Source organism: Pseudomonas sp. H3_D04, assembly GCF_054669175.1.
The window spans coordinates 312504-324537 of the sequence record NZ_CP162801.1 but is presented as its reverse complement, the minus strand read 5'-3'; the positions used below and the strand labels follow the sequence as shown (position 1 = coordinate 324537).

Genomic DNA, 12034 nt, shown 5'->3' with positions numbered 1-12034 from the left:
GTTTGTTGAACATGGAAAGCACCGATGGACAGGAATGGAAAGCGGCATGCAGCCTAGCCATCGGCCTTGCGGATATTTTCTGAAGAGTGTTTCAGGGTTGTCCTACAAAAATAGTTGCGGCACGCCTGCGTGACCTTGCGCTCATGCCGTGCCAGCGGCCGGGCAATGTTCAACCCGGGGCATCCGTGTACCGAAATAAGCAGCGCTGCTCACGCCCACCGCGCCCATCACCGCACTGAAGATCACGCAAATCCACGGACTCCACGGCATCAGACCGATCAGCAACAACGGTGTGACACTCGCCCACGCTGCGTAGGCAATGTTGTAGGTGAAGGAAATCCCCGAGACGCGAATTCGCGCGGGAAACAGGCTGATCATCACCGACGGCACCGCGCCGACGACCCCGCAACCGAGTCCGGCAATCGCGTAGGCCAAGCCGATCCATTGGCCCCCGGTGATCAGGCACGTATAAAGCACGCCGATGCCCAGCGGCAGCAGCAGGCTATAGAGCATGACCGTGCGCCAGGCGCCGATGCGATCGACGAGCAGCCCGGCGAGTACACAGCCGATGTTCAGGAACACAATGCCCAAGGCACTCAAGGCGAAGGTGTGGCTGGCAGTCATGCCGAAGGTTTTCTGCATCATGGTCGGGGTGATGACCACGAACACCACCACCGCCGACGTCAGTACGCAGGTGAGGAGCATCGCTGGCAATATCGCCAGGCGATGTTCGCGCAAGACCGTGCGTAGCGGCAGTTCGACAGCGGCCTCGCGCTTGGCCTGCATGGCCATGAACACAGGGGTTTCGCTAAGCCAGCGGCGCAGCCAGACGCCAATCACCCCGAACACGCCGCCCAGCAGGAACGGGTAACGCCAGGCGTAATCGAGGATTTCCGTCGGGGTGAACGCCTGCGCCAGAAAGGTCGCGGTCAGGGCGCCGATCAGGTAGCCAAAGGTCAGCCCGGCTTGCAAGAAGCCCAGGGCATAACCGCGATGCCCGGCCGGCGCGTGCTCGGCGACGAACACCCAGGCGCTCGGCACTTCACCGCCGACCGCAGCGCCCTGCAGGACCCGCAGGACCAACAGCAGCAGCGGTGCGAAATAGCCGATCTGGGCGTAGGTCGGCATGATGCCGATCAGCAGGCACGGCAGCGCCATCATCAGGATGCTCAGGCTGAAGACCTTCTTGCGCCCCAGCCGGTCGGCGAAATGCGCCATCAGAATGCCGCCCAATGGGCGCGCCAGATAACCCGTCACGAAAATCCCGAAGCTTTGCAGCAAGCGCAGCCACTCGGGCATTTCCGGTGGGAAAAACAGCTGGCTGAGGGTCAGCGCGAAAAAGACGAAAATGATGAAATCGTAGATTTCCAGGGCGCCGCCAAGGGCCGCCAGGCCAAGGGTCTTGTAGTCCGAGCGGCTGAACGGCGTCGGGCGCGAATCGGTATTGGCAGTCATGAAAAGAACTCTGGCACGGGCAAAAAACCAAGGCGCCCATGGTCTACGCAAACGCGTCCACCGACAACCCGTTAGACCAAAGTCTCAGACGGGTTAATCTTCGTCACAAAAAAATGACCGATTGAATTACTGTTGGCACCTGTCCAGACGGGCCTTTGCCGCCCCAAAGACCACAATAAACATAAAAATTCGAGGTACTCCCGTGGCCGCTGATATCGAAGATACCCGCTCCGCCCGCTTTGCCCTGCGCTGTTCAAGTTTTGCCGAACGCTGGTTCCCCGACTCGTGGGTGTTTGCCGCGCTGGCGGTGATCATCGTGGCCGTGGCGACCCTGTTCATGGGCGCCAAACCCACTGACGCGGCCATGGCTTTCGGTGATGGGTTCTGGAGCCTGATCCCGTTCACCATGCAGATGGCGTTCGTGGTCATCGGCGGTTATGTGGTCGCCAGCTCCCCGCCCGCGGTGAAACTCATCGACCGCCTGGCCCGGATCCCGAAAAACGGCCGCTCGGCCGTGGCCTGGGTCGCGTTGATTTCCATGGTGGCGTCGCTGCTGAACTGGGGCCTGTCGCTGGTGTTCGGCGGTCTGCTGGTGCGCGCCCTCGCTCGCCGCACCGACCTGAAAATGGATTACCGCGCCGCCGGTGCTGCCGCGTATCTGGGCCTTGGCGCCGTGTGGGCCTTGGGCCTGTCGTCGTCCGCCGCGCAATTACAGGCCAACCCGGCCAGCCTGCCACCCTCGATTCTGTCGATCACCGGCGTCATTCCGTTCACCCAGACCATTTTTCTCTGGCAGTCCGGCGTCATGTTGCTGGCACTGATCGTGATTTCGCTGATCATCGCCTACGCCACCGCGCCGGGGCCGAAAACAGCCCGCGACGCCGAAGCCTGCGGCATTGACCCGAGCTTCAACCTGCCACCGCTGCAACCGCGCACCCGCCCCGGCGAATGGCTGGAGCACAGCCCGCTGCTGACAATTTTGCTGGTGCTGCTGGCAGCGGGGTGGCTGTTCCACGAGTTTTCGACTAAACCGGCGATCAGCGCGATCTCGGGCCTGAACACTTACAACTTCCTGTTCATCATGCTCGGCGCGCTGCTGCACTGGCGCCCGCGCAGCTTCCTCGATGCCGTATCGCGAGCGGTGCCAACCACCACCGGCGTGCTAATCCAGTTTCCGCTCTACGGCTCGATCGCTGCGCTGATGACCACGGTCAAAGGCACTGACGCGCAGACCCTGGCCCACCACATCTCGACCTTCTTCGTCAGCATTGCGTCCCACGACACTTATGCGCTGCTGATGGGCGTTTACTCGGCGATTCTCGGTTTCTTCATTCCATCCGGCGGCGGCAAATGGATCATCGAAGCGCCTTATGTCATGCAGGTGGCCACCGACCTGAATTACCACCTGGGTTGGGCCGTGCAAATCTACAACGCGGCTGAAGCCCTGCCGAACCTGATTAACCCGTTCTACATGCTGCCGCTGCTGGGCGTGCTCGGGTTGAAGGCGCGGGACTTGATTGGCTTCTCGTTCGTGCAATTGCTGGTGCACACGCCGCTGGTGCTGTTTTTGCTGTGGGCGCTGGGGACGACGCTGACGTATACGCCGCCGGTGATGCCGTAAACGAAGTTGATTGCACCTGTGCAAAGCAGGTGCAATCAGATTTGATCGGAGGGTAAAACCTTCAACAACTCAGGCAAGGCCGTCTGAACGGTATCCCACACCACTTCGAGATTGATATCGAAATAGCCGTGAGCAATGCGGTTGCGCATACCTCGCATGCTGCGCCATGGCACTTGTGAATTTTCGCTCGCAAAATCCGCATAGCCATCCATTACTTTGGTGGCTGCTTCACCAATAATGATGAGGCTCATGATCACAGCTTGCTGGGTACGTTTGTCTTCGGAAAACTCTTCTTTACTCAAGCCTTCGACAAAAATCAGCGCATCGCTTGCGGCTTGCCGCATATGGTCAAGGTAATCTGCGAGACGGTTAACAGTCATACGGGACGAGCCTGTTCGAGTACCTGCTGACGAAACTTCAACGGAAGATCTCCCGGCGTCAGCAGATCAACACTGACCCCCAGCAAATCTTCGAGCTCGACTTGAAGCCCTCCGAGATCGAAAAGCGTGGCCCCTGGGAGAGCGTCCACCAGTAAATCAAGGTCACTCCCTTCTTTATCTGTCCCGAGTAACGCGGAACCAAATACACGAGGGTTGGACGTACGAAATCGACCGACGACCTCGCGGACGGCTGCTCGTTTTAGATCCAGTGCAGTAGAAGGTTTCATGGGTGACCTTTGCCAAGTCCAATACTGCGCCAGTCTAGCAGTGCTCGAGAACGGTAGACACTGCACCTCTTGTAACCCTCTGTCACATCCCACGCTTGCGGACCAAACCACGTCCCGCCGCAAATAATAGCTCAGTGCCACTACTTTCCTTTACCGTCCCGCTGCTCCGGTAATATCCTTGCGCGAATATTATCTGTATCAACTTTTTGCAGGCCGGAAAGGGAGTTCATCGCCATGATCGTAGGGATTGACCTGGGAACCACCAACAGCCTCGTTGCCGTCTGGCGCGGGGAGTCCAGCGAGTTGGTGCCCAATGCACTCGGCCAGTTCCTCACTCCCAGCGTGGTGGGTCTCGATGATCAGGGCCGGGTTCTGGTCGGTCAGGCTGCCCGCGAGCGCTTGCACACTCACCCGCGCCAGACCGCTTCGCTGTTCAAGCGGCACATGGGCAGCGCTACGGAAGTGCGTCTGGGAGACCGGTCATTCCGTCCCGAGGAGCTTTCGGCGCTGGTGCTCAAGAGCCTGAAGGAAGACGTCGAGCGGGCCTTCGGCGAAACCGTGCATGAAGCTGTGATCAGCGTGCCGGCCTACTTCAGCGATGCCCAGCGCAAGGCCACGCGCATTGCCGGTGAGCTGGCGGGTCTGAAGGTTGAAAAACTGATCAACGAGCCAACCGCTGCGGCGCTGGCGTATGGGCTGCATCAACGGGACAAGGAAACTTCGTTCCTGGTGTTCGACCTCGGCGGCGGCACCTTCGACGTGTCGATCCTGGAGCTCTTCGACGGGGTCATGGAAGTGCGCGCCAGCGCGGGCGACAACTTCCTGGGTGGTGAAGATTTCGACAGCGTGCTGCTTGAGCATTTCCTTGAGCATCATCGCAACACCGACAACTTTCCTGACCGCAACAGCATCATCCAGCCTTTGCGTCGCGAGGCCGAGCGCGTGCGCAAAGCCCTGGGCCAGGACAGCAGCGCCGAATTCAGCCTGCGGGTCGACGGCCAGCAATGGACGCAAACCATCACCCAAGCGCAATTGGCCACGCTCTACACGCCGCTGCTCGAACGCCTGCGCACACCGATCGAGCGGGCCCTGAGAGACGCGCGGATTCGGGTCAGTGATCTCGACGAAATCCTGCTGGTGGGCGGTACGACGCGCATGCCGCTGGTGCGCAAACTGGCGGCCGGCCTGTTTGGGCGTTTCCCTTCGATCAGTCTCGATCCGGACGAAGTCGTGGCCCACGGTGCGGCGATCCAGGCTGCCTTGAAAGCACGCTCCGCCGCGCTGGAAGAAGTGGTGCTGACCGACGTCTGTTCTTACACATTGGGCATCGAGACTTCGACCCAAATCGGCCAGCAGTACGAAAGCGGGCATTACTTGCCGATCATCGAGCGCAACAGCATCGTGCCGGTGAGCCGGGTCAAGACGGTGTACACATTGCAAGATAACCAAGAGCACGTGCTGCTGAAGATCTTTCAGGGCGAAAGCCGCCTGGTCAAAGACAACGTGGCATTGGGCGAACTGGACATCAAAGTGCCGAAACGCAAGGCCGGCGAAGTCGCCCTCGACGTGCGTTTCACCTACGACAACAACGGTTTGCTCGAAGCCCAGGTGGTCATTCCCCTGACGGGCGACAAGCATTCGCTGGTCATCGAAAACAACCCCGGCGTGCTCACACCCGAAGAGATTCAGGAACGCCTGGAGGGCCTGGCGCTGTTGAAGATTCATCCGCGCGATCAGCAGGTCAATACGGTGTTGACCGCACGTCTTGAGCGTCTCTATCAGGAAAGTCTGGGGCAGATGCGTGAACAGATTGCTCATTGGGCCAAACAGTTTCAGCACGTGCTTGATTCGCAGGATGAACGGCGGATCCGTGAAGCGCGCAGTGAACTGACCCAGCAACTGGGCACGCTGGACAACGGTCTCTGGCACTAAGGAGCAGCAATATGGATTGCTGGTCTGTGCTGGAACTGCCCGAAGACGCTGATGCGCGCACCCTCAAGCGAAGCTATGCAAGGCTGCTGAAAACCTTCCGGCCCGATGAAGATCCCGAAGGCTTTCAGCGCTTGCGTGAAGCCTATGAGCAGGCGCTGGGTGTTGCGCAATGGCGAGCCGAATACGCCGCCGAAGAACATGAAGTCGCAACGGTCGACATTGTCGAGAAGCCCAATCACACCGACCTCCAGGCAGGGTCCGATGTGCTCGGCGTGCGTCCGTTGAGCCTTCAAAATCCGCCTCCACTTCGGCCCTTAAACCTTGAAAGTCCGCCCCCTCTGCGCTCGCTGAACCTTGCACCGTCCAACCCCGAGCCCCTTCACGAACCGGTTGCAGCGCCGGACGAACTCGCGGCGCGCACCTTGCTCGACGGACTCTCCGAGCAGAATCTGTCCGAGCGCTGGGCCCAAGCGCAACAACAGCACTGCGCCAAAGCGTTTGAGCAGCGATTACTGGCGTTGTGCTTCGATCATCCGGGCTTGCGCAATTCGATTGCCGCCTGGGCGGTCCAGCACCTCGATTGGCTCGCGCCCTGGCAAAACGTCGAAATGACCGATTGGCAGCGAGACGCTCTCGCCAGCGGCTTGCTGCAGGATTATCGGCAGGTGTTGCAGGAGTTGCTCGAAGCCAGCAAGGAGCGGGAATTCCTGACACAGCTCAAAAGTTACACCGTACAACCCTGGCTGCAGGTGTTCGATCGACGTCAGGAGTGGCAGCGGATCCTCCTGCAATTGTTCAACGACACCGAATGGAGCCTGCCACTGTTCGATCGCGTCGGTCAGGTGTTTGGCTGGGACGATAAAAAAGGCATTCATCCTGAACCGATGTCGCTCTGGCAGGCACTGATTGAGCGCTGCAATCAGGAAAGCTTCTACGCAAGCCTGCAGGCCAAGGCCCAAGACAACCGGACCTGGGCCGCTGACGTTCAAGCCGCGCACTTGCTGATGAATCCGATGCAGCCTGGCCAACAAAAGAAAATGATCGACGGCTTTGGCCAGAACGAATGGCAGGCCTGTCATGACCTTGCGCAAACCCTCAAGTGGCGTTATCCGCAATTGCGTTTGCGGTTGCCCCACGCCGATGTTTTTCACTGGCGACGTTTCCTGCCGCGCCCCATCGCCGACGAAACCTGGGTGCGTGTCTGGGCGGGCATCGCACTGGCGCTGTTTTTGTTTTATTTCCCGACCGAATACAAATCCAAAGGCTTCAGCATCAGCATTCCAATGATATTTATCCCGTTGGCATTCGCCTGCGTGCCGGTCTGGTTCTTCCGTTTCGCCATGAGTTGGTGGGTGCCGATCATCTCGCATGTCGTTGTCCAGGACCTGTGGCTGACCGAAGGCCTGGTCCCCCGCCACTGGAACCCGGATACCCGTTGGTTGGTGATGCGACACGGTGTTCCGCAAGCCGTCCTCACGTTGCTGTTCGGGCTTCTGTTGGGTTGGCCGGGCATGGCGACTTATGTCGGTTTCATGCTGATCGGTCTCTTGCACAAACGCCGTATCGGTCAGCTCGATCCTGAACTGGCCGCTCGGCGTCCCTGGCTGACGGCGCTGCATTGGGCGCACTTCAGTCCGTTGCAGTTGGTGTTTTTGCTGGTGATGGTCGGCGTCATCTTCGTGTGTCGGATGTATTTTCCGGAATATCACCTGACTCATTTGATGTTCAGGTGAGCGATTGCCGGCCGATCTGCTTAAGTAACTATCGCCCGCGATCAACGCGGCCCACGCTGAAAAGGATCTGAGCATGTTCAAACTGACAGGACTTACCCTCGCGGCCCTTACCCTGAGCGCCGCCGCCCACGCCAATGTCGATCTGAAACTGGGCAGCACCGAACGCGTCACGCGGCTGTTCGCCTACCCCAACAACTGCAACGTCGTCTGCTTCCGCAACTGGACGCTTGAGCAAACCGTCGAGCACTACCTGACGCAAAGCGTACAGCGCGATGGCTACAGCACTGCGAAAGTGCGGGTCAAAACCGATAACGGTCAGCTCTACGCCGACATCAGCGGCGTGCCGAAGGGTTACGAAAAACCGTTGTCCGCGCTGCTCAATGCCGGTGATCTGGCCTACACGGGCGCCAAAAAGCTCAACGTTGATGGCAAGTGGGCTTACAGCTGGTATCTGTTCCTGCCACTGGGCATGGCCCTGGAAAACCGCAAGAGCGTCGAGCTGCTGCATTTCCCGCCGGATTACTCCCTGACACAGGCCCAGGATTACCTGCGCTCCGCCACCACGGATCGCTGGGCCACGCTGCTGACCGACAACGGTATCCCCGCCGATCAGACGCCGGGTTACCAGACCATCATTGATATCGCGCCGATTGCGGCGCCAGCCAGTGCAGGCAAGGATCTGGAAGGTGTCTACGACTACTTCAAGGACTACCAGACCACCATGGTCAAGGAAGTCAGCCAGAACGCCAGCGGTGCCACGTTGCCGATGGTCGCGTTTGGCGCACCGGTGCGTAACTGGATCAAGCAGCAATACGGGCCGACCGTGAATGTGCTGGGTCTGGCCACGATCAGCCCGAGCGCCGGGGTGAAGGTGCCGGTGCTGGGCTCCAACCACCCGAGCTACATCTGGTACGCCGCCAACCCAGAGAGCTACACCGGCGACGATGCTCAGGCCAAGGCCGATGCCGCGGGCCTGAAAGTCATGGGCCAGGATTTGAGCGCCGCCTGCTGGCAGGCCGGTATGGGCAGCAAACCCGGGACCGACCCGACCGCTCAGCTGAAAGGCTGCACACAGACGTGGCAAGTGACCCAGAAAGAAAAAACCTGCGAGCTGTTCTACACCTCGATCCGTAACCTGACGCCTGAACAAGCCGTGGCCAAATGCGCGACGACGCCGATCCAGTCCGAGCTCAAACAGCTGCAAGCCCCGGCACCTGTGACTGCGGCTCCGGCGCCTGCGCTGTAAACGCCCTTGCACGTTTGCGTGTGAGCGAAGGCTTACGCGCAAAAGCGCACTTTCCTTCTGTCAGTTCTGACAGTAGACCCGTCGTTTCATTTGCGAGATCTTGAGGTAACCCCCTGTGTTGCAGGGCTGACAGGACGTCAGTTGGGAAATCGCAACGCGCTGCCGACAAGGATCGTTATGAAACCTCATTCCCTGCACGGGCCCCTGGCGCAAGCTCCCGATGGATTCTATCCATTCCCGGAGCTACCGCCAGGCCTTGGATTTCCTTCCCGGGTCGATTTCGAGATTATCTACAACGCGAGTGGATTGGCCGCGGCCATCGTAGCCCTGCGCGAATTTCCACAGATCAGCCGAATCTGCCGCGTGTCGGGGCATCTCGTGCCTTATCGCCATCGACATACCCGGCAACTGGCGCCTGGTATCCACGTCTACGACCCACACTTCAGCGGGCTGCTGAGGCACTCCTGCGACCCCAATGTCTTTCTCGACATGAGCGAAATGTGGTTGTGGGCACTGACGGATATTAATAAAGGCGACAACTTGACGATGGATTACGCCACGACCGAAGACAAACTGCTGCGCCAGTTCGCCTGTCAGTGCGGGTCCCCGGAGTGTCGAGGCTGGATCTGCGGCTACGATGAACAGCCGAACGCCGACGGCCAGTTGTATTTCCACCACTGGCGTCGGCGCAGTCTCTGTTGAACCGTTTTACAGCGTTTCGACCGGACGCAGTCGGTACTGCGGCGGCAATTGCTCAAAACCGCTGATGGTCGTGTTCAGGCTTTTCCACCGGCCATCCTTGATGCCGTAGATGCAACCATGGATCGACAGGTTCTGCCCGCGATGCCAGGCGTTTTGCACAATGCTGGTATGGCCGACGTTGGCCACTTGCTGGATCACGTTGAGCTCGCAGAGACGGTCGACCCGTTCTTCTTCGGTCGGCAACCCGGCCAGTTCTTCACGCTTCTCGTAATAGAGATCACGGATCGAGCGCAGCCAGCCGTCGATCAGGCCCAGCTGGCGATCCTGCATCGAAGCGCGCACACCGCCGCAGCCGTAGTGGCCCGTGACGAGGATGTGTTTGACCTTGAGCACGTCGACCGCGTACTGAATCACCGACAGGCAGTTGAGGTCAGTGTGCAGCACCACGTTGGCCACGTTGCGGTGGACGAACAGGTCGCCGGGCAGCATGCCGACGATCTCGTTGGCAGGCACCCGGGCGTCGGAACAGCCAATCCACAAGTATTCCGGCGTCTGTTGGCGAGCCAGCTTGGAGAAGAAGTCCGGATCTTCCTGTTTGATCGCCTCGGCCCAGCGTTCGTTGTTATCAATCAGATCTTGTAATTCGTTCATGCTGTAAAGCCTCAAGAATGATGCGCTGGTTTGACAGACAACCGCCCGTCGGGGTCACGCGCTTGATGCAAGTAATGCCGGGTGGAATTCTCAGGAGTTCAGCGGGTCCACCCTAGTAAGGCCCACAGTATGAGGAATTGCCATGACTGATTCACGACGTCCGTACGATGCGGTGCAGCCCGAGCCCATCGACGACAACGAAGACCGCATGGGTTCGATGCATGAACTGGATTTCGACGAGGAAGAACCCAGCGCGAAAATAGGCGACGAACTGCCGGAAACCGAGCGCGAACGGCTGATGCCTCGGGAACGTGTGCGTGAAGCGGGCATGACGGGGGCCTCGACCGATGACCATGAGTCTACAGATGATGACATGAGCCCGGAAACGTTGATCCGTGAAGACGGTGCGCGGGATGCCCATGAGGCCGGTGAGGGCAATCAGGCGGATTGGGATTTGAGTATTGTCGATGAAGACGATATTGGCGGGGGCAATGGGCTGGATGAGGCGGAGATGGCGCGGCGGGATCCGATGGACGGTAATCGTTGATCGTAGATGTCAGTCAGGACGCCTTCGCGGGCAAGCCTCGCTCCTACGGGATGGGTAAGACACCAGTCCTGTAGGAGCGAGGCTTGCCCGCGAAGCTTCAAAAAGGCTCAGTCGACCAAAGTGCAGGCCATGACCACGGCATCTTCCCGCCCTCCCACCGCGGGGTAGTAATCCCGCCGCCGCCCAATCTCGTTAAACCCATAACGCTCATACAACTTGAACGCGCCACGGTTGCTGTCGCGCACTTCCAGAAAACATTCCCGCGCCTTGGCGTCATACGCCCGGGACATCAAATGCTCCAGCAGCGTCAAACCCAGCCCACGGCCCTGATTCTCGGGCTTGACGGTGATGTTGAGCAGATGCGCTTCATCCAGAATGATCTGCACCACGCCGTGACCGACCTGTTGCTGCCCTTCGAACATCAGCCAGATCTGGTACTTGCCCAGCCCATCCAGAAAAATCCCGCGGGTCCAGGGATGGCTGTACGCCGCGTATTCGATTTTCAGTACAGCGTCCAGGTCCGCCTCGGTCATCGGGCGGAACGATACAGCGTCACTCATTTGATTCTTTCCAGCGCGCCATCAGCCGACGCATGGCTTGCCAGACATCAGCCTTACGCTGTGGCTCTTCCATTAATAATTCCAGGCCCGGCAGGGCCCAGACCGAGCCCAGGCCTTCGACCTGGAGTTCACGGTTGAAGGATTCGGCGTTCGCCTCACCGGCAAAACGCACCGCTGGCAGGCCGATCAGCCACACGCAAACGCACGGAGCGTCTTCCAGCCGGGCCGAGAGAAAACCTTGCACGAAGTCCCGAGCGGCTTCCGGCCCCTGATCCATGGTGCCCCGGGCCAGCAGCGGCCAGCGCACCGGCTCGCCGATGATCTGCGGGCTGTCCGGCAGACCGGCGGCGCGCAGCATGTCTTTGAGCAGCAGATAGGCTGGATCGCGGGTCTGGAACGTTTCGCCTGTGGGTAACTCGACCAACAGCAGGCACCGACCAGCGCGCAGCAATTGCAGGGAAAAACGCGGTGGCGGCACTGGCACAGACTTGGCGACGACCGGCGCGGCTTCTTCTTCGACCTTGGCGTTCGTGCGGGTGCTGGCCAGCGATGGCCGCGGCACCTCGATCTTGACGCGCTCCGTCGGTGCCATCACCGGCGCAGCGACAGCGGCAGGTGCTGGCGCGGAGGCAGGCACCACCGGCGCGACGACCAACGGCTCCGGCATCTCCATCAGCTCGGGACGCGATGGCGCGGCAAAGGGCAATTCAGTGCGCGGCAGCCAGTTGACCACCTGCATGGCAGTCAAATAGGCGCGGCGACGGGACTCGATTAGCAAAGGTCGGCCACTTGTGGATAACTAAAGTGCGCTGATTCTACCGCCCTTCGCTCAAGATCGCCCGCGCTTGATCGATACTCTTTCCCTTAGAAACAGCTACAGCCCGTCCCGAGAGTGAATCGCATCGGTCCCGATGCAGTAC

12 protein-coding genes are annotated in these 12034 nt (G+C 59.8%); 6 read left to right on the top strand and 6 right to left on the bottom strand.

Going from position 1 to position 12034, the window contains the following annotated elements; genetic code table 11:
• Window positions 1-141: 141 nt before the first annotated feature.
• Complete coding sequence (locus tag AB4N91_RS01555; RefSeq protein WP_010458327.1) at window positions 142-1455, bottom strand: MFS transporter; 1314 nt, start codon at window positions 1453-1455, stop codon at window positions 142-144.
• A gap of 202 nt (window positions 1456-1657) precedes the next feature.
• Between AB4N91_RS01555 and AB4N91_RS01550 the strand changes: the two genes are divergently transcribed.
• Window positions 1658-3076: a short-chain fatty acid transporter gene (locus AB4N91_RS01550; RefSeq protein WP_010458328.1), complete on the top strand. Its 1419-nt coding sequence runs from the start codon at window positions 1658-1660 to the stop codon at window positions 3074-3076.
• A gap of 35 nt (window positions 3077-3111) precedes the next feature.
• Here the strand turns inward: AB4N91_RS01550 and AB4N91_RS01545 are convergent, their stop codons facing one another.
• Both AB4N91_RS01545 and AB4N91_RS01540 read right to left on the bottom strand, forming a co-directional pair.
• Window positions 3112-3456 (bottom strand): HepT-like ribonuclease domain-containing protein, encoded by a 345-nt coding sequence (locus AB4N91_RS01545; RefSeq protein WP_010458329.1) that lies wholly within the window; start codon window positions 3454-3456, stop codon window positions 3112-3114.
• Window positions 3453-3743 carry a nucleotidyltransferase family protein gene (locus tag AB4N91_RS01540; protein WP_010458330.1) on the bottom strand — a complete coding sequence of 97 codons (291 nt, stop codon included), beginning with the start codon at window positions 3741-3743 and terminating at the stop codon, window positions 3453-3455. Before AB4N91_RS01540 ends, AB4N91_RS01545 begins: the two co-directional genes overlap by 4 nt.
• A gap of 234 nt (window positions 3744-3977) precedes the next feature.
• On the opposite strand from AB4N91_RS01540, the gene AB4N91_RS01535 reads away from it, so the two are divergent.
• The 4 genes from AB4N91_RS01535 (at window position 3978) to AB4N91_RS01520 (ending at window position 9356) form a co-directional block, all read left to right on the top strand.
• The gene (locus tag AB4N91_RS01535) at window positions 3978-5675 is read left to right on the top strand and encodes a molecular chaperone HscC (RefSeq protein ID WP_077749025.1); all 1698 of its coding nucleotides are present in this window, start codon (window positions 3978-3980) and stop codon (window positions 5673-5675) included.
• Window positions 5676-5686: 11 nt separating this feature from the next.
• The gene (locus tag AB4N91_RS01530; RefSeq protein WP_460112045.1) at window positions 5687-7408 is read left to right on the top strand and encodes a J domain-containing protein; all 1722 of its coding nucleotides are present in this window, start codon (window positions 5687-5689) and stop codon (window positions 7406-7408) included.
• 73 nt (window positions 7409-7481) lie between these two features.
• Window positions 7482-8654 carry a hypothetical protein gene (locus AB4N91_RS01525; protein ID WP_077749027.1) on the top strand — a complete coding sequence of 391 codons (1173 nt, stop codon included), beginning with the start codon at window positions 7482-7484 and terminating at the stop codon, window positions 8652-8654.
• Between the two features lie 177 nt (window positions 8655-8831).
• On the top strand, window positions 8832-9356 hold the full coding sequence (locus AB4N91_RS01520; protein ID WP_102594945.1) for an SET domain-containing protein-lysine N-methyltransferase: 525 nt from the start codon (window positions 8832-8834) through the stop codon (window positions 9354-9356).
• A 6-nt stretch (window positions 9357-9362) separates the two neighbouring features.
• Here AB4N91_RS01520 and can read toward each other — a convergent pair whose 3' ends face one another.
• Window positions 9363-10007, bottom strand: a complete 645-nt coding sequence (can, locus tag AB4N91_RS01515) for a carbonate dehydratase (RefSeq protein ID WP_010458342.1) — start codon at window positions 10005-10007, stop codon at window positions 9363-9365.
• A gap of 142 nt (window positions 10008-10149) precedes the next feature.
• Between can and AB4N91_RS01510 the strand changes: the two genes are divergently transcribed.
• The gene (locus AB4N91_RS01510; RefSeq protein WP_010458344.1) at window positions 10150-10554 is read left to right on the top strand and encodes a hypothetical protein; all 405 of its coding nucleotides are present in this window, start codon (window positions 10150-10152) and stop codon (window positions 10552-10554) included.
• 107 nt (window positions 10555-10661) lie between these two features.
• On the opposite strand, the gene rimI is transcribed toward AB4N91_RS01510, so the two are convergent.
• Both rimI and AB4N91_RS01500 read right to left on the bottom strand, forming a co-directional pair.
• Window positions 10662-11114 carry a ribosomal protein S18-alanine N-acetyltransferase gene (gene rimI / locus AB4N91_RS01505; RefSeq protein ID WP_008145534.1) on the bottom strand — a complete coding sequence of 151 codons (453 nt, stop codon included), beginning with the start codon at window positions 11112-11114 and terminating at the stop codon, window positions 10662-10664.
• The gene (locus AB4N91_RS01500; protein WP_427701049.1) at window positions 11107-11853 is read right to left on the bottom strand and encodes an energy transducer TonB; all 747 of its coding nucleotides are present in this window, start codon (window positions 11851-11853) and stop codon (window positions 11107-11109) included. The genes rimI and AB4N91_RS01500 overlap by 8 nt, the downstream gene beginning before the upstream one ends.
• Window positions 11854-12034 lie beyond the last annotated feature (181 nt).

Excerpts from the sequence above, each read along its gene's own strand:
- AB4N91_RS01555 (WP_010458327.1), bottom strand. The coding sequence starts at position 1,455 with ATGACTGCCAATACCGATTCGCGCCCGACGCCGTTCAGCCGCTCGGAC.
- AB4N91_RS01530 (WP_460112045.1), top strand. The coding sequence starts at position 5,687 with ATGGATTGCTGGTCTGTGCTGGAACTGCCCGAAGACGCTGATGCGCGC.
- AB4N91_RS01545 (WP_010458329.1), bottom strand. The coding sequence starts at position 3,456 with ATGACTGTTAACCGTCTCGCAGATTACCTTGACCATATGCGGCAAGCC.
- AB4N91_RS01540 (WP_010458330.1), bottom strand. The coding sequence starts at position 3,743 with ATGAAACCTTCTACTGCACTGGATCTAAAACGAGCAGCCGTCCGCGAG.
- can (WP_010458342.1), bottom strand. The coding sequence starts at position 10,007 with ATGAACGAATTACAAGATCTGATTGATAACAACGAACGCTGGGCCGAG.
- rimI (WP_008145534.1), bottom strand. The coding sequence starts at position 11,114 with ATGAGTGACGCTGTATCGTTCCGCCCGATGACCGAGGCGGACCTGGAC.
- AB4N91_RS01510 (WP_010458344.1), top strand. The coding sequence starts at position 10,150 with ATGACTGATTCACGACGTCCGTACGATGCGGTGCAGCCCGAGCCCATC.
- AB4N91_RS01535 (WP_077749025.1), top strand. The coding sequence starts at position 3,978 with ATGATCGTAGGGATTGACCTGGGAACCACCAACAGCCTCGTTGCCGTC.
- AB4N91_RS01500 (WP_427701049.1), bottom strand. The coding sequence starts at position 11,853 with ATGCAGGTGGTCAACTGGCTGCCGCGCACTGAATTGCCCTTTGCCGCG.
- AB4N91_RS01525 (WP_077749027.1), top strand. The coding sequence starts at position 7,482 with ATGTTCAAACTGACAGGACTTACCCTCGCGGCCCTTACCCTGAGCGCC.
- AB4N91_RS01520 (WP_102594945.1), top strand. The coding sequence starts at position 8,832 with ATGAAACCTCATTCCCTGCACGGGCCCCTGGCGCAAGCTCCCGATGGA.